Origin of the sequence: Streptomyces sp. NPDC019531 (assembly GCF_044903305.1) — a bacterium.
Lineage (GTDB): Bacteria > Actinomycetota > Actinomycetes > Streptomycetales > Streptomycetaceae > Streptomyces.
On sequence record NZ_JBJDQL010000021.1, the window covers coordinates 83,803 to 98,949 of the forward strand.

Consider the following 15,147-nt stretch of genomic DNA (forward strand, 5'->3'; position numbering starts at 1 on the left):
GCGGGGGCGGGCTCCCTAAACCCCCCAGTGCCCACCCACACCACCCCCCGCCCCCCCCCCCCCCCCCCCCCACCCCGGCCCCGACCCACCCACCAAACCGCACGCGCTACACACGCCCCCACCGGAGCCGCACAGGCCGCCGCAGGCACATAAGGGGCGCGGGGAACTGCGCAAAACGCCCGCCCCCACCCACGCACAGCCCGCCGCAGGCACCCCCACCGAAGGCCCCCGCCCACTGGCCCCCAACCAAGTCCGCCAGGACACTGGAAACCGTGCGCACTGTCAAAGCGACGGCCGCCGCCGTCACCGCAGCCCTGGCCGCCGGCGCAGCCGGAATCGTCGCCGGGAGGATCGCAAGCGACGCCGGCCTGAAGGCGCCGCCCGGCAAGCCCCTGCCCGGCGAACCCCGGCTCACCGTGCACGCCACCGCCGCCGGCCGCATCACCCTCACCCGCGACCTCGCCGCCCTCCGCCCCGGCACGTACGGCCTCGCAGGCGACGCCTCGCACGCGGTCGTCGGCGACGTCCTCCCCGCGGAACCCCACTCCGCCGACACCGTCGTCCGCCGCCTGGAACGGGTCACCCACGGCACCCTGCACCCCGGCGACAAGGTCTGGCTCACCCCGAACGCCCACGTCGGCGACCCGAAGTCCGCCCTCGGCCTCGACCACGACGACGTCGACATCCCGGGCGAACTCGGCCCCCTGCCCGCCTGGTTCGTCCCCGGCATAAGGGACACCTGGGTCATCGCGGTCCACGGCCTCGGCACGACCCGCGAACACACCATGAACCTCATGGAGTTCCTGCACCGCAACCGCTTCCCGGTGCTCGCCCTCACCCACCGCGGCGACGAAGGCGCCCCCCGCCCGCCCGACGGCCTGAACCACTTCGGCGAGACCGAGTGGCGCGACCTGGACGCGGCGATCCACCACGCCGTCGGCCAGGGCGCCCGCCAAGTCGTCCTGCACGGCTGGTCCACCGGCGCCACCATGGCCCTGCGCGCCGCCGCCCACTCCGACCTGCGCGACCGCGTCAAGGGACTCGTCCTGGACTCCCCGGTCCTCAGCTGGGAGCGGACCCTGCGCGCCCTCGCCGCAGCCCGCCACACCCCCGGCGTCCTCCTCCCGCTCGCGGTGCGCGCGGCACAGGGCCGCACCGGCCTGCCCAGCGACCACTCCGGCCTGTACGCCGACCGCACGGTCCCGTACGCCGACCACCCGGACCGGCCCGAAGACGACATGGGCCCCGACCGGCCCCCGCCCCCGACCCTGATCTTCCACGGCCCGGACGACACGATCGCCCCCTGGGACCTCTCCCTCCGTCTCGCCGACGCCCACCCCGACCGGATCGCCCTCCACACAGTCCGTCAGGCCCCCCACGCGGCGATGTGGAACGCCGACCCGAGCGCCTACGAAGAGGCCCTCCGACGTTTTCTCACCCCCCTGATGTGACACCCCGCCGCCCTGTTCCCGGCCGGGGGCCACACGTTCCGTTTAAGCCCGTACTACTGGCCTGATCTCGGCGTATGCCCCTCCACGCGGGCCCGGCGTTGGCCGTCCTCGTCGCCCGTGGTGACATTCCGTTTGGGTTTTCGGACCGTCAACCGGAAGACTGCACCCGTGACGTCCCGTATCCCGCGCGACTCCAGGCTTCGACTCGTCCGCCCGCGACCCCTGGCCGCCGCCCCCACAGCAGTGAACCAACGGCGCCCACGCCGCCCCGCGCCGCGCCCGCCTGAGGGCACACCGGCCCCCGCGGAACTGGCCAGAATGGCGCGCTCCGGCCTGGCCGACGCCGCCCGCGTCGCGCACTGGGCCGACAGCGCCCTCCGCCCCGGCAGGGACGGCACCGGCTCCGACGGCAAGGGCACCCTCTCCGACGAGACAGCCGGGCGCGCGGCCGAGGATCTCGGCCTGACCCCGGCCCAGGTCCGCGCCGACTGGGACACCGCCCGCCTGGCCGGCCTCGTCGAGGTGCACGGAGAGGACGCCCGCCCAGGCTGGCGGCTGCGTGCCTGGGACCGCGACGACAGCGCCGTACTGCGCGGCTGGGTCGCCCTCTTCGACGCCTGGTCGCTCGCCTCCCCGGAACCCACCGACCGCGAGCCGGCCGCCGTCGCCGAGGTCGTCTCGGCCATGCCCCAGGTGCTCTCCTTCCTCCAGCTGTCCGCCGGCCCCGTCCCCGTCGAGCAGCTCCTGGACCTTCTGGAGCAGCGCGTCACCGAACTTCGCACCGAGCGCTGCGAGATCCCCTACGGCCCCCAGCCAGAGCCCACGCAGGAGCCCGAGGCGGCCGACGCCCCCCTCGCCCCCCTCCTCGACTGGGCCCTGCGCGCCCTCGCCTCTGTCGGCGCCCTGACCTACGGCGACGGCCAGGCCACTCTCACCCCGCTCGGCAGCTGGGCGGTGTGGGTCAAGCTGGAGCAGATCTGCGTCGCCGCGCAGAGCCCCGCAGGCAACATCGAGGTCGCCGCCGACGAGATGCTCCGCGGCTGCGCCCAGCTCCGCCCCAACGCGGCCCGCGCCGAGTACCGCGCCTGGCTCGCCGCCCGCCCCGTCGGCAGCGCGGTCACTGATCTGCTCGGCGCCGCCCGCGGCGACGACGCCCTGCTGCGCGGCCTCGCCTTCGAGGCCCTGCGGGTGGTCGGCGCCCCCGCCGAGCCCGACGTGCGCTCCGTGGCCGACGAGCCCACCCTGCGGCCGTACGCCCTGCTGTGGCTGGCCGAGCACGACGGGATCGACCCGGAGGACGCCCACGAGGTCCTCACCCGGGAGGAGGCCACCTGGCTGTGGGTCGACACCGCGGCCGCCGTCGCCGACCACGGCGAGGCCCCGATGCTGGTCCGCCACCTGGAGTCCGCGCTCCAGCCGACCGTCCCCGCCCTCCTCGACGAGGTCCGGGCCGTCGGCCATCCGCGCACCGTGCAGGTCCTGGTCGCCCTCGCCGCAGCCCACCCCGACCCGGCCCTCGCCAAGGCCGTCCGCCGCGCCGCCTTCCAGGTGCACACCGGAGGGTGAGTCAGGCGCGTATCTCCGGCGCGTAGGTACCGAAGCTCCAGATGTTGCCCTCGGCGTCCCGGGCCATGTAGTCCCGGGAGCCGTAGTCCTGGTCCGTCGGGGGCATCAGGATCTCCGCGCCGTGCTCCACGGCGTGTCGGTGGTGTGCGTCGACGTCGTCCACGACGACGTACACCCCGGTCGCTCCCGCGTCCTTCATCAGCTTGTCGTAGGCGCTGCCGGTGCCCTTCGAGCCGAGCATCACCGCGCCGTTGCCCTGCACGAGCTCGGCGTGTGCCACCAGGCCGTCCTCGTTCTCGTACACCGCCAGTTCGGTGAAGCCGAAGGCCTCCGTGAGCTGCTTGACCGCCGCCTTCGCGTCGGCGTACAGCAGCGTCGGGTAGATACTCGGACGCCCACCGCTGGTCCCCGTCATGCCGATCACTCCCTTGTGACCAAAAAGCCGGAAATCGATCCGTGAACCAGTCTCGCAGCGACCACTGACAACGGCCCCCGCCCCGAGCCCCGGCCCCTCACCGCAACGTGTTGCACCGCCCCATCGGCCTTCGTCCGTCGGTGAGACCGGATCGGTCCGGCCCGACGCCGAGGAGGAGACCGAGGCCGTCGCCGCCCGGCACAGCGGCCCTGGAGCCGGTCGCTGACCCGAACGAGGGAGACCGATCGAACACCCGAACCCAGAAAAAGTGCTTGCACGCCCCCGTTAGACTTGGCCCATGGCCATTCTCCTCGCGCATTAGACGGCGGGAACGTCCTCAGCCGCCCATCCCGCCACCAACCCGCCCTGGAGTCTGTCCGTGATCTCCGCCTCCGGTATCGAGCTGCGCGCCGGCGCCCGAGTCCTCATCGAGTCCGCCACCTTCCGTGTCGCCAAGGGCGACCGCATCGGCCTGGTCGGCCGCAACGGCGCGGGGAAGACCACGCTCACCAAGTGCCTCGCGGGCGAGGGCATCCCCGCCGCGGGCCAGATCACCCGTTCCGGCGAGGTCGGCTACCTCCCCCAGGACCCCCGCACCGGCGACCTCGACGTGCTCGCCCGCGACCGCATCCTCTCCGCGCGCGGCCTCGACGTACTGCTGAAGAAGATGCGCGACAACGAACAGCGCATCGCCAACGGCACGGGCGCCACCCGGGACAAGGCGCTCAGGCAGTACGAGCGCCAGGAGACGGAGTTCCTCACCAAGGGCGGGTACGCCGCCGAGGCCGAGGCCGCCACCATCGCGGCCGCGCTGAACCTCCCCGACCGGGTGCTGGGCCAGCCCCTGCACACCCTCTCCGGTGGTCAGCGCCGCCGTATCGAACTGGCCCGGATCCTCTTCTCCGACGCCGACACCCTGCTCCTCGACGAGCCGACCAACCACCTCGACGCCGACTCGATCGTCTGGCTGCGCGACTACCTCAAGACCTACCGCGGCGGCTTCATCGTGATCTCCCACGACGCCGACCTGGTCGAGACGGTCGTCAACAAGGTGTTCTATCTGGACGCCAACCGCGCCCAGATCGACGTCTACAACATGGGCTGGAAGCTCTACCAGCAGCAGCGCGAGGCCGACGAGAAGCGCCGCAAGCGCGAGCGGCAGAACGCCGAGAAGAAGGCCGCCGCCCTGCACTCGCAGGCCGACAAGATGCGCGCCAAGGCCACCAAGACGGTCGCCGCGCAGAACATGGCCAAGCGGGCCGACCGGCTGCTCGCGGGCCTCGACGCGGTGCGCCGGCAGGACAAGGTCGCCAAGCTGCGCTTCCCCGAGCCCGCGCCCTGCGGGAAGACCCCGCTGATGGCGGAGGGCCTGTCGAAGTCGTACGGCTCGCTGGAGATCTTCACCGACGTCGACCTGGCCATCGACAAGGGCTCACGCGTGGTCATCCTGGGCCTCAACGGCGCGGGCAAGACCACTCTGCTGCGCCTGCTGGCCGGGACCGAGCAGCCGGACACCGGCGCGGTCGTGCCCGGTCACGGCCTCAAGCTCGGCTACTACGCGCAGGAGCACGAGACCCTCGACCCCGAGCGCACGGTCCTGGAGAACATGCGCTCGGCGGCCCCCGACCTCGACCTCGTCGAGGTGCGCAAGACGCTCGGCTCCTTCCTGTTCTCGGGCGACGACGTCGACAAGCCGGCCGGGGTCCTCTCCGGCGGTGAGAAGACCCGGCTGGCGCTGGCCACCCTGGTCGTCTCGTCGGCGAACGTCCTGCTTCTCGACGAGCCCACCAACAACCTCGACCTGGCCAGCCGCGCGGAGATCCTCGGCGCGCTGAGCACCTACAAGGGCGCGGTGATCCTGGTGACCCACGACGAGGGCGCGGTCGAGGCGCTCCAGCCGGAGCGGATCATCCTGCTGCCGGACGGCATCGAGGACCTGTGGGGCGCGGACTACGCGGATCTCGTCGCTCTCGCCTGAGAGTCAGCTCCGCTTGATCGAAAGCGTGATCCACGGCGTATGGATCATTCGGCCGATCCGTGATCCATCATCTGTGTGAGATCTCCTCGTACCGAAGTGTGTCCTACATCCATTTCGCGGCCGAGTCCTTTGTCGACAAGGGCTCGGCCGTCGTACGTCTCTGACCTGGCACTTCGCAAAAGAACCCGTTCGGCGGTAGTAACACGCCTGGGTGGAATCACAGATTCCGTATGTGGGGACTCGCTCCTGTCGTCAAAACCATGTCTTACGGACCTTGCCGAATGGGTGGCCATGAACGCCCGGAGGGGTGATCATGAGGGGACCAGAGCGCACTTCCCATGAGGAGGCACGGGTGGCCGAGACTCTGAAGAAGGGCAGCCGGGTAACCGGCGCCGCGCGCGACAAGCTCGCGGCAGACCTGAAGAAGAAGTACGACTCCGGTGCGAGCATTCGGGCGCTGGCCGAGGAAACCGGCCGCTCGTATGGCTTCGTACACCGGATGCTCAGCGAATCGGGCGTCACGCTTCGTGGGCGTGGCGGAGCGACGCGGGGCAAGAAGGCCGCTTCGTCCTGAACCGGGCGGCCCCTCGTCTTCGATGGTGGCCACCCGGTCGGTCGACTGACCGGCCGGGTGGTTACTGTGCAGTCACTTAGCTTCGCTCTGCTGACCGCACACATCGGAGGCGCCCCATGGCTTCGTCCAGCCAGGATGGCCAGGAACTCGTTCCCTTGCTCGACAAGGACGGCGTACGGCTCACCGTCGAGGACACCCTCGCCACGGTGACGCTGACCAACCCGGCCAAGCGCAACGCGCAGAGCCCCGCTCTGTGGCGTGCGCTCGCCGAGGCGGGTCGGCTGGTGCCGGGCTCCGTCCGTGTCGTGGTGCTGCGTGGCGAAGGCAAGTCCTTCTCCGCCGGGCTCGACCGGCAGATGTTCACGCCGGAGGGGATCGAGGGCGAGCCGTCGTTCATCGACCTCGCCCGCAGTGGTGACGCCGAACTCGACGCCGCCATCGCGGAGTTCCAGCAGGGCTTCACCTGGTGGCGGCGCAGTGACGTCGTGTCCATCGCCGCCGTGCAGGGGCATGCCGTCGGAGCGGGCTTCCAGCTGGCCCTCGCCTGTGATCTGCGCGTCGTCGCCGACGATGTGCAGTTCGCCATGCGCGAGACCAGCCTGGGCCTGGTTCCGGACCTCACCGGCACCCACCCCCTGGTGGGCCTCGTCGGATACGCCCGGGCGCTGGAGATCTGCGCCACCGGGCGCTTCGTCACGGCCGAGGAGGCCGTGACCACCGGTCTCGCCAACATCGCCGTACCGCTCGACCAGCTCGACGGCGCCGTGAACGACCTGGCGGCCGCGCTGCTGTCCGCCCCCCGCGACGCGGTCATCGAGACCAAGGCACTCCTGCGGGGCGCCCAGGACCGTACCTACGACGAGCAGCGCGGCGCCGAGCGGGCGGCCCAGACGCGACGGCTGCGCGACCTGGCCGGCGTCGGCGAATAGTTCGGCTAGAGGGTGGCTGTGACCAACACCGCCACCGTCGGCCGATCCGTCAGCGCCCCTCCCACGGCGGCGCGGACCTCCCGGGCCACGTCCAGCGCCCGGTGGTCCGTGCCCACCGCCAGTTCGACACGGACATGGCGGCGCGGAAGGGAGCCCTCTCCGGTCTCCCGCGCTTCGATGTGCACCGGCCGCCCCAGCAGTCCGGTCAGCTGGACCACACCGGGCACCGCCAGGGCCGCGTCTGCCGCGACGGTTTCGTCACCCGGGTCCGCCGCCACCGCACGCGGCGGTTCCGGCCGTCGTACGGGAGACGGCTCCGCGTCCTCGTCGAGGAGGGCCGTCACCCGCAGGTCCACCTCGGCGAGCTCAACGCCCAGCAGTTCCGCCACCGCCCGGGCGAGCGCCGTGCGCAGCCGTTCCGCCGTCACCTGCAGCGGCTCCGCGGGCGTGGCCTCGAACTCCGCCGTGAGCCGCAGCGGGCCGGGCGGCAGCGCGCTCGGCGGCGGAGGCACGGCGGGCTCGTGCGTGTCCTCCGGATCGGCGAGGCCGATGCGCATATGGCCCAGCCGTACGTCTCGCAGATCCTGCACGGCGGTCCGCAGCACCGCCCGAGCCGCCTCCTCGGAGATCCACGCGCCGTCGCGCGGTCCGCCCAGGGGCAGCAGCCTGCCCAGTCCCAGCTGGTGCTTCACTGTTCGCGCCCACTGTTCCGCCGTCATTCCTCCAGCCTGCCGCATCTCCGGAGCGAGATCGCGCAACCGCACTTACGGTGGTCAAAGGAAGACAAGCGGAAGGGACGACGGCGATGAGCGACATGACGCAGAGCCCCGAGGTGGAGACGTCCGTGCAGCCGCGCAAGACCACCAAGCGCGGCGGTGGGGACCCGGCGAGCCGTGGGCGGACCACGATCGCGGACGGGGTCGTGGAGAAGATCGCCGGGATGGCGGCGCGGGACGTTCTCGGTGTGCACGCGATGGGCAGTGGGCTGAGCCGGACCTTCGGGGCCGCGCGCGACCGGTTGCCCGGCGGATCCAAGTCAGTGACGCGCGGCGTCAAGGCGGAGGTCGGCGAGGTGCAGACCGCGCTCGACCTGGAGATCGTCGTCGACTACGGCGTCTCGATCGCCGACGTGGCCAAGGCCGTACGGGAGAACGTCGTCGCCGCAGTGGAACGCATGACCGGCCTCGAAGTCGTCGAGGTCAACATCGCGGTGAGCGATGTGAAGCTGCCCGATGAAGAGGACGAGGAGCCGGAGCCCCGGATCCAGTAGCCAGACCCCGCCTTGAGGGGACGTTTAGGGAGCGCACGATGAGCATGGCCGTGGTCGGCATGATCGCCGGCATGGCGCTGGGGTTCGCCGGGTATTTCGGCGGGTTCGGCGCCTTCCTGCTGGTGGCGGCGCTGGGCGCCATCGGCTTCGTCGCCGGCCGGTTCCTGGAGGGGGACCTGGAGTTTGGCGACTTCTTCCGCAGCCGTGACGACCGGCGTGACCGGCGGCGGTGACGTCCATGAGCAGTGCGGCCGGTGAGGCGGACGAGCCCCGCAGACCCCTGACCGCCGCCGCCGTCCCGCCCGGTGAACGCGGCGCGACGAGGATCGCCGACCGGGTGGTCGCGAAGATCGCCGGGCGGGCGGCCCGAGAGGCGCTGGGCGAACTCCCGGCCGATGCCGCACGCCCCTACGCCACCGTTGTCGTGCACCACAGTCTCGCCCGGATCCGTATGCACCTCGAACTCGACTACCCGTGCGACATCGGCGCGCGTTGCCGCGCGGTGCGTCATCGAGTGGTCGAGCGGGTAGTCGCGTTGGTGGGCATGGAGGTGTCGGAGGTCGCCGTCCAGGTGGAGCGGCTGCATCCGGCACAGGCGCAGGGCGTGGCACAGGGGAGGACGCGATGAGCGAGCCCCAGGGCTCCGAAGGCACCACACAACGACTGCCGGTCATCGAGCGGGCACCGGACCCGGACCAGCGCGACCAGTCCGCGTCGGCGGCCGCGTACGGACCACCACCCGTCCTGAAGGGCGGGGCGGGCGGCGAACGCCGATTCTGGTCTGCGCGCAGGGTCCCGGCGGCCATCGTCGCCGTGCTGCTCCTGCTCGTCGCGGGCTTCTTCCTCTACGACATCGCAGCCGTCCGAGCCAATCGCTCCGCCATGCACTGGCGCCGTGAACTCTCCCGGCAGCTCGCCGAACGCCCCCTGGACGACACCTGGGTCCTGGTCGGCGCGGGTGTCGCCGCGGCTCTGGGACTGTGGCTGATCCTCCTGGCCGCCACCCCGGGCCTGCGCGCCGTTCTCCCGATGCGCCGCACCCACACCGATGTCCGCGCCGGACTCCACCGGGACGCGGCCGCGATGGTGCTGCGCGACCGGGCGATGGAGGTCGCCGGCGTCCAGTCCGTACGCGTACGGATGAGCCGGAGGAAGGCCGACGTCCGCGCGGTCTCCCACTTCCGTGAACTCGACGACGTACGCGCCGACCTGGACGTGACCCTCGCCGAGGCCATCGGGGCACTGGGCCTCGCCCGGCCCCCCGCCCTCTCGGTGCACGTGGCGCGGACAACCAGGAAGAAGGGGTGAGGCACGATGCTCAGGACCGTCAACCGTGTACTGATCGGCCTGGTGGGGCTGGTGCTGCTGGTCGTCGGCGGCTCGGTACTCGCGGTGGGCCTCGGCCTCACCCCCCCGTCCTGGTGGATCCACGACGGCAAGCACGACGTCCTGCTGAGCGACGCGGAGCGCACCCGCTGGGACGGCGAGGGCTGGTGGTGGCCGACGGTCATCGCCGCGCTGGCTCTCGTGGTGCTCCTGACCCTGTGGTGGCTGACGGCGGTTCTCCGCCGACGCAGGCTCACCGAGGTACGCGTCGACACGGGCGACGACGAGGGCGCGCTCCTGAGGGGCCGCGCCCTGGAGGCCGTACTGGCAGGCGACGCGGGCCGGTTGGACGGCGTGCACCGAGCCCAGGTGGGCCTCACCGGCCGCCCCGACGCCCCGGAGACCCACGTACGCCTCCACCTGGAACCGCACGTGGACCCGGGGACAACCCTGAACGACCTGACGACGGAGTCCCTGACCCACGCCCGCAACTCGGCGGGCCTCGACTCACTGCCGGCCGAGGTCCGCATGACTGCCGTCAAGCACAAGGCAGAAAGGGTCAGTTAAGAAAGCCGGCTCAGAACCCGTGCCTCATGCCCCCATCAACCGGCAACATAACCCCGGTCAGATAGGAAGCAGCCGGCGACAACAAGAACGCCGCAACCCGCCCGAATTCCTCAGCCGTCCCATACCGCCGCAGCGGAATCCGAGACTCATTGGCGGCCCGAGTGGCTTCAGGATCAGCCGACATCCCGTCCAGCTCGCGCACGCGATCCGTGTCAATACGGGACGGCAGCAACCCCACCACCCGAATCCCCCGAGGCCCCAGTTCGTCGGAGAGCGACTTCGCGAACCCGGCGAGACCGGGCCGTAGCCCGTTCGAAATGGTCAGTCCCGGAATCGGCTCGTGCACCGACGCCGACAGCACGAACCCGATGACACCCCCGTCCTCCAGCTCCGCCGCAGCCGCCCGAGCCAACCGGACGGCCCCGAGGAACACCGACTCGAACGCGGACTGCCACTGCTCGTCCGTGTTGTCGGCGACAAAGCCGGGCGCGGGGCCGCCCACACTGATCAACACGCCGTCGAAGCCACCGAAATTCTCCCGCGCGGCACCGATCAGCCGCTCCGCCGCCGACGGATCTGCGTTGTCGACGGCCACCCCCACCGCGTTCGGCCCCAACTCCGCCGCCGCGGCGACCGCCGTCTTCTCCTCCCGCCCGGTCACCACGACCTTCGCTCCGTCCGCGACCAGCGAACGCGCGACCGCGTTGCCGAGCCCGCGGGTCGCTCCGGTGACGACGTACACACGGTCCTTCAGTCCAAGATCCATGGCCCCTATCCTGCCTTCTCGCCCGAGGCCCCGAACAGCGTGAGGGCGGTGTTGACGAGCCCGATGTGACTGAACGCCTGCGGGAAGTTGCCGAGCTGGGCGTGGGCCACGGGGTCGTACTCCTCGGACAGCAGGCCCACGTCGTTGGTCAGCCCCAGCAGCCGTTCGAAGAGGTCCCGCGCCTCCTTCGTACGGCCCGTCATGTGCAGCGCGTCGGCGAGCCAGAACGAGCACACCAGGAACGTGCCCTCGCCGCCCGGCAGCCCGTCCACCGGCGTCTCCTCGGCGCTGTACCGCCGTACGAGACCGCCGTGGTCGAGCTCCGCGCGGACCGCGTCGATGGTGCCGACGACACGGGGGTCGTCGGGCGGCAGAAAGCCGACGCGGGGGATCAGCAGCAGGGACGCGTCGAGTTCGCTTGAGCCGTAGTACTGGGTGAAGGTGTTGCGTTCGGGGTCGTAGCCCTTCTCGCAGACCTCGCCGTGCACCTCGTCTCGCAGCGCGCGCCAGCCGTCCAGGTCGCCGTTCAGATCAGGGAAGGCCTCCAGGGCGCGCACGGCGCGGTCGGCCGCGACCCACACCATGACCTTCGAGTGGACGAAGTCGCGCCGGCCGCCGCGCACCTCCCACAACCCCTCGTCCGGCTGCCGCCAGGAGGACCGGAGGAAGTCCAGCAGGACGCTCTGCAGGGACCACATGTGCGGTTTCGGGGGCAGGCCCGCCCGTCTGGCCAGCGACAGCGAGTCCATGACCTCGCCGTACACGTCCAACTGGAGCTGTTTCACGGCTTCGTTGCCGATGCGTACGGGCTGGGAGCCGCCGAAACCGGACAGCCACGGCAGCTCGAACTCCGGCAGCCGGCGCTCGCCCGCGACGCCGTACATGATCTGGAGGTCCGCCGGGTCGCCGGCGACCGCGCGCAGCAGCCAGTTCCGCCAGGCCTCGGCCTCCTCCAGATAACCGCACTGCACCAGGGCGCCCAGGGTGAGTGTGGAGTCGCGCAGCCAGCAGTAGCGGTAGTCCCAGTTGCGCACCCCGCCCATCTCCTCCGGCAGCGAGGTGGTGGCCGCGGCCACGATGCCGCCGGTCGGCCGGTAGGTGAGCGCCTTCAGGGTGATCAGGGAACGGACCACCGCGTCCCGGTGCGGGCCGTCGTAGCGGCAACGCGCCGCCCACGCCTGCCAGTCGGCCACGCTGCTCTCCAGCGCCTCGAAGGGGTCGGTCAGCGGGGGGCGCGGCTCGTGCGAGGGGTGCCAGGTGAGGACGAACGCGACCTTCTCGCCCTTCTCGACGGTGAACTCCGAGTGTGTTCCGAAGAGTTCGCCCCAGGTGTGCACCGGGGGCTCGCTGCGCAGCCACGTCGAGTCGGGCCCCGCCACGGCCACCCGCTGCCCGTCCGACCTGCGCACCCACGGCACGACCGAGCCGTACTCGAAGCGCAGGCGGAGCGTGCTGCGCACGGTGACCCGGCCGCGGAGCCCCTCCACGACGCGTACGAGGTCGGGCGCGACATCGCGCTGCGGCATCAGGTCGGTGACCCGCACCGCGCCCTCGTCGGTCTCCCACTCGGTGTCCAGGACGAGAGTGCCCGGGCGGTAGCCGCGCCTCGTACATCGGTCCGCGTTCTTCGGAGCGATCCGCCAGTGGCCGTTCTCCTCGTCGCCGAGCAGCCTGGCGAAGCAGGCCGCCGAGTCGAAGCGGGGCAGGCACAGCCAGTCCACGGAGCCGTCCATGCCGACCAGGGCGGCGGTCTGTTCGTCGCCGATGAGGGCGTAGTCCTCGATACGAGGGGTCCGGCTAGCCGGAGGGGTTCGGGGGTGCACGGAGTGCGGGTTCCCGGCTGGTCGCGGGGGCAATCAGGGGTGGGGCCGGGGGAGTGACGCGGCCGTGCCGGAGAAGATCACCCCCGGGTGGGCCGGAGTCTGGTTGAGCACCCACAGGCCGATCAGTGTCGCCAGCGCGAACACGACGGCGATGAGGACGGCCAGGACGAGCCGGCGGCGGCGTTCCCGGCGCAGCCACTCGCCGCGTGCCGTGCGATAGGCGTCGGGGGCCGCGTGCACGCCGCCGGCCAGCGCGGCCAGGGCCTCCTGGAGTTCCCGCTCGGTGCGGTCCGGACTCGCGTCGTGCGAGGGAGTCGCGTCTCGGTGCGTCATCGCCGGGCCTCCATCGCCTGGGTCAGGGCGGCGAGGCCGCGTGCCGTGTGGGTCTTGACGGAGCCGCAGGAGATGCCCATCGCCGAGGCGATCTCGCTCTCCTTCAGTCCGAGCCAGTGCCTGAGCACCAGCGCCTCGCGCTGCCGGGCGGGCAGCTGCTGGAGTGCGTCGATGAGGACGCGCTGGTCGTCGTGGAGGAGTGCGGTGCTCTCGGCGGAGGCGACAAGTTCGATGGGCGGTGCCTCGACGTGCTTGCGGGCTACCTGGAGGTGCCGTATCCGCATCCGGGTCAGATTGCAGACCGTGGAGCGCAGATAGGCCTCCGCCGCCTCGGTGTCCCTCAGGCGCCGCCACTTCCGGTAGATCTGGTAGTAGGCCTCGGCGACCACGTTCTCCGGGTCGTCGGCGCCGAGCAGCACGGCGAGGCGGAGCATCGAGGCGTAGTGCAGCTCGAACAGCCGGGCCACACCGGCCTCGCGCTCCAGCTCGGCCGGGTCGGTCGCCGCGGGGGCGAGCGGGACGGGTACGGCGGTGCCGGGTCTCACATGCTGTCTCACGGGTTGTTCGCTCCCGTCTCGGGGCGCCGCCTGACGGTCAGGCGCGACGGTAGGTCGGTCAGGTCGGCGCCGCGCGGGACGCCGAGCCGTTCGAGGGCCGCGGTTCCGGCCAGGGCGACGGTCAGGTTGAGCAGGAGAGCGACGAGACCGGCGTAGATCTGGAAGGGTCCCGCACCGATCGACGAGAACCCCTCATGGACGACGAGGAAGGTGCCGGCCAGCATGCCCACGCCCCACCCCGCGAGCAGCGCCCGCGGATGCAGCCGTCCGGTGAACAGGCCCACGGCCACGGCCGGGAAGATCTGCAGGATCCAGACCCCGCCGAGCAGCTGGAGATTGACGGCGTCCTGGTCGCGCAGACCGAACACGAACGCCACCGCGCCCACCTTCGCCGTCAGCGACACCGCCTTGGCTATGCGCACCTGCCGCTTGGGTGTGGCCGTCGGGTGCACGTACTCGACGTACACGTTGCGGACGAAACTGGTGGCGGCCGCGATCGACATCACGGCGGCCGGGACCAGTGCCCCCACGGTGATCGCGCCGAACACCAGCCCGGCCAGTGGTCCCGGCATCAGCCGGTCCACCAGCATCGGTACGGCGGTCTCGGCGCCGCCCTCCGGCGCCCGTACCCCGGCCGCGAGCGCCGCGATGCCGAGGAACCCGAAGAGCGCGAGCAGCCCCGTCCAGGCGGGCAGGGCCACGGCGACCTTGCGCAGGGTGTGCGGGCTGTCGGCGGCGAAAGCGGCGGTCAGGACGTGCGGGTACATCAGCAGCGCGAGGGCGGAACCGAGGGCGAGGGTGGCGTAGGCGGGCTGCTGCTCGGGGGAGAGGAGGAGGGCCGGGCCGCCCAGGCGTTCGGCCGCCCCGTCGAACACCGCGCCCGGACCGCCGAGCCGCTCCAGAACCAGCCAAGTCACGGCGGTGAGCGAGACGAAGACGGCGACCGCCTTGAGCGCGGAGATCACGGTGGGCGCCCGCAGCCCGTGCCGATAGGTGGCCACCGCGAGCCCCGTGAACAGCGCCACCATCACCAGGTCACCGCTCGCACCCCGCGGATACACGCCCCCGGCGGTCAGCACCGCCCGTATCCCGAGCAGTTGGAGCGCCAGATACGGCATCGTCGCCAGGATCCCGGTCAGCGCGACCACCAGGGCCAGCGCCGGTGAACCGTAGCGGCCGCGCACGAAGTCGGCGGCGGTGATGTAGTCGTGCCTGCGGGCCACCTCGCCGAGGCGGCTGAGCAGCACGAAGGCGATCGGGCAGACGATCACCGTGTACGGCACCGCGAAGAAGGCGGCGGCGCCGTTGCCGTACGCCAGTCCCGGTACGGCGGTGAAGGTGTACGCGGTGAAGATCGTGCCGCCGAGCAGCAGCCAGGTCCACACCGGGCCGAGGCTGCGGTCGGCCAGCGCCCAGCCCTCCAGGGACGGCAGCCGGTCGCTCGGGCGCAGCCGGCGCGCGGTCACGGCGAGCAGCGACGCCCCGCCGATCACGGCGAGGAACGTCGCGGTCATGGCGCTGTCGGCCATGGTCACCGTCCTTGGTGTGCCCGCAGGTGTGCCCGAGGTGCGCCCGCAGGTGTGGCTGGACCC

At 71.8% G+C, this 15,147-nt stretch carries 17 protein-coding genes; 10 read left to right on the forward strand and 7 right to left on the reverse strand.

Annotated features, from left to right (window positions below):
* The first annotated feature begins 272 nt into the window (after positions 1-272).
* Complete coding sequence (locus ACI2L1_RS23880; protein ID WP_404741378.1) at positions 273-1,451, forward strand: alpha/beta hydrolase; 1,179 nt, start codon at positions 273-275, stop codon at positions 1,449-1,451.
* A gap of 168 nt (positions 1,452-1,619) precedes the next feature.
* The gene (locus ACI2L1_RS23885) at positions 1,620-3,017 is read left to right on the forward strand and encodes a hypothetical protein (RefSeq protein ID WP_404741379.1); all 1,398 of its coding nucleotides are present in this window, start codon (positions 1,620-1,622) and stop codon (positions 3,015-3,017) included.
* A 1-nt stretch (position 3,018) separates the two neighbouring features.
* Here the strand turns inward: ACI2L1_RS23885 and ACI2L1_RS23890 are convergent, their stop codons facing one another.
* Positions 3,019-3,432 (reverse strand): VOC family protein, encoded by a 414-nt coding sequence (locus ACI2L1_RS23890; protein ID WP_404741380.1) that lies wholly within the window; start codon positions 3,430-3,432, stop codon positions 3,019-3,021.
* A 379-nt stretch (positions 3,433-3,811) separates the two neighbouring features.
* Between ACI2L1_RS23890 and ACI2L1_RS23895 the strand changes: the two genes are divergently transcribed.
* From ACI2L1_RS23895 to ACI2L1_RS23905, 3 genes are all read left to right on the forward strand, one after another.
* Positions 3,812-5,410: an ABC-F family ATP-binding cassette domain-containing protein gene (locus tag ACI2L1_RS23895; protein WP_404741381.1), complete on the forward strand. Its 1,599-nt coding sequence runs from the start codon at positions 3,812-3,814 to the stop codon at positions 5,408-5,410.
* Between the two features lie 352 nt (positions 5,411-5,762).
* The gene (locus ACI2L1_RS23900; RefSeq protein ID WP_004002281.1) at positions 5,763-5,984 is read left to right on the forward strand and encodes a helix-turn-helix domain-containing protein; all 222 of its coding nucleotides are present in this window, start codon (positions 5,763-5,765) and stop codon (positions 5,982-5,984) included.
* A gap of 116 nt (positions 5,985-6,100) precedes the next feature.
* Positions 6,101-6,913: an enoyl-CoA hydratase/isomerase family protein gene (locus ACI2L1_RS23905; protein WP_404741382.1), complete on the forward strand. Its 813-nt coding sequence runs from the start codon at positions 6,101-6,103 to the stop codon at positions 6,911-6,913.
* A 5-nt stretch (positions 6,914-6,918) separates the two neighbouring features.
* Here the strand turns inward: ACI2L1_RS23905 and ACI2L1_RS23910 are convergent, their stop codons facing one another.
* Entirely contained in the window at positions 6,919-7,632 is a 714-nt protein-coding gene (locus tag ACI2L1_RS23910; protein ID WP_404741383.1) for a nucleopolyhedrovirus P10 family protein, read from the reverse strand.
* Positions 7,633-7,718: 86 nt separating this feature from the next.
* Between ACI2L1_RS23910 and ACI2L1_RS23915 the strand changes: the two genes are divergently transcribed.
* The 5 genes from ACI2L1_RS23915 to amaP are packed head-to-tail and all read left to right on the forward strand — an operon-like array spanning position 7,719 to position 10,076.
* Positions 7,719-8,183, forward strand: a complete 465-nt coding sequence (locus ACI2L1_RS23915; RefSeq protein ID WP_404741384.1) for an Asp23/Gls24 family envelope stress response protein — start codon at positions 7,719-7,721, stop codon at positions 8,181-8,183.
* A 38-nt stretch (positions 8,184-8,221) separates the two neighbouring features.
* On the forward strand, positions 8,222-8,416 hold the full coding sequence (locus ACI2L1_RS23920; protein ID WP_404741385.1) for a hypothetical protein: 195 nt from the start codon (positions 8,222-8,224) through the stop codon (positions 8,414-8,416).
* Positions 8,413-8,811 carry a hypothetical protein gene (locus ACI2L1_RS23925; protein WP_404741386.1) on the forward strand — a complete coding sequence of 133 codons (399 nt, stop codon included), beginning with the start codon at positions 8,413-8,415 and terminating at the stop codon, positions 8,809-8,811. The genes ACI2L1_RS23920 and ACI2L1_RS23925 overlap by 4 nt, the downstream gene beginning before the upstream one ends.
* Complete coding sequence (locus ACI2L1_RS23930; protein ID WP_404741387.1) at positions 8,808-9,491, forward strand: DUF6286 domain-containing protein; 684 nt, start codon at positions 8,808-8,810, stop codon at positions 9,489-9,491. The genes ACI2L1_RS23925 and ACI2L1_RS23930 overlap by 4 nt, the downstream gene beginning before the upstream one ends.
* A gap of 6 nt (positions 9,492-9,497) precedes the next feature.
* Positions 9,498-10,076, forward strand: coding sequence for an alkaline shock response membrane anchor protein AmaP (gene amaP / locus ACI2L1_RS23935; protein WP_404741388.1), 579 nt, complete (start codon positions 9,498-9,500; stop codon positions 10,074-10,076).
* A 10-nt stretch (positions 10,077-10,086) separates the two neighbouring features.
* Here the strand turns inward: amaP and ACI2L1_RS23940 are convergent, their stop codons facing one another.
* Genes ACI2L1_RS23940 through ACI2L1_RS23960 form a run of 5 tightly spaced genes read right to left on the reverse strand, consistent with a single transcriptional unit; the run spans position 10,087 to position 15,084 of the window.
* Complete coding sequence (locus ACI2L1_RS23940) at positions 10,087-10,842, reverse strand: SDR family oxidoreductase (RefSeq protein ID WP_404741389.1); 756 nt, start codon at positions 10,840-10,842, stop codon at positions 10,087-10,089.
* A 5-nt stretch (positions 10,843-10,847) separates the two neighbouring features.
* Positions 10,848-12,665, reverse strand: a complete 1,818-nt coding sequence (locus tag ACI2L1_RS23945; RefSeq protein ID WP_404741390.1) for a glycoside hydrolase family 15 protein — start codon at positions 12,663-12,665, stop codon at positions 10,848-10,850.
* Positions 12,666-12,698: 33 nt separating this feature from the next.
* The gene (locus tag ACI2L1_RS23950) at positions 12,699-12,998 is read right to left on the reverse strand and encodes a hypothetical protein (RefSeq protein ID WP_404741391.1); all 300 of its coding nucleotides are present in this window, start codon (positions 12,996-12,998) and stop codon (positions 12,699-12,701) included.
* Positions 12,995-13,555: a sigma-70 family RNA polymerase sigma factor gene (locus ACI2L1_RS23955; RefSeq protein WP_404741392.1), complete on the reverse strand. Its 561-nt coding sequence runs from the start codon at positions 13,553-13,555 to the stop codon at positions 12,995-12,997. The genes ACI2L1_RS23950 and ACI2L1_RS23955 overlap by 4 nt, the downstream gene beginning before the upstream one ends.
* Positions 13,552-15,084 carry a sodium:solute symporter gene (locus ACI2L1_RS23960; RefSeq protein WP_404741393.1) on the reverse strand — a complete coding sequence of 511 codons (1,533 nt, stop codon included), beginning with the start codon at positions 15,082-15,084 and terminating at the stop codon, positions 13,552-13,554. The genes ACI2L1_RS23955 and ACI2L1_RS23960 overlap by 4 nt, the downstream gene beginning before the upstream one ends.
* Between the last annotated feature and the right edge of the window lie 63 nt (positions 15,085-15,147).

Coding starts and splice junctions, on each gene's coding strand:
- ACI2L1_RS23910 (WP_404741383.1), bottom strand. CDS start 7,632: ATGACGGCGGAACAGTGGGCGCGAACAGTGAAGCACCAGCTGGGACTG.
- ACI2L1_RS23950 (WP_404741391.1), bottom strand. CDS start 12,998: ATGACGCACCGAGACGCGACTCCCTCGCACGACGCGAGTCCGGACCGC.
- ACI2L1_RS23930 (WP_404741387.1), top strand. CDS start 8,808: ATGAGCGAGCCCCAGGGCTCCGAAGGCACCACACAACGACTGCCGGTC.
- ACI2L1_RS23915 (WP_404741384.1), top strand. CDS start 7,719: ATGAGCGACATGACGCAGAGCCCCGAGGTGGAGACGTCCGTGCAGCCG.
- ACI2L1_RS23940 (WP_404741389.1), bottom strand. CDS start 10,842: ATGGATCTTGGACTGAAGGACCGTGTGTACGTCGTCACCGGAGCGACC.
- ACI2L1_RS23890 (WP_404741380.1), bottom strand. CDS start 3,432: ATGACGGGGACCAGCGGTGGGCGTCCGAGTATCTACCCGACGCTGCTG.
- amaP (WP_404741388.1), top strand. CDS start 9,498: ATGCTCAGGACCGTCAACCGTGTACTGATCGGCCTGGTGGGGCTGGTG.
- ACI2L1_RS23920 (WP_404741385.1), top strand. CDS start 8,222: ATGAGCATGGCCGTGGTCGGCATGATCGCCGGCATGGCGCTGGGGTTC.
- ACI2L1_RS23905 (WP_404741382.1), top strand. CDS start 6,101: ATGGCTTCGTCCAGCCAGGATGGCCAGGAACTCGTTCCCTTGCTCGAC.
- ACI2L1_RS23960 (WP_404741393.1), bottom strand. CDS start 15,084: ATGGCCGACAGCGCCATGACCGCGACGTTCCTCGCCGTGATCGGCGGG.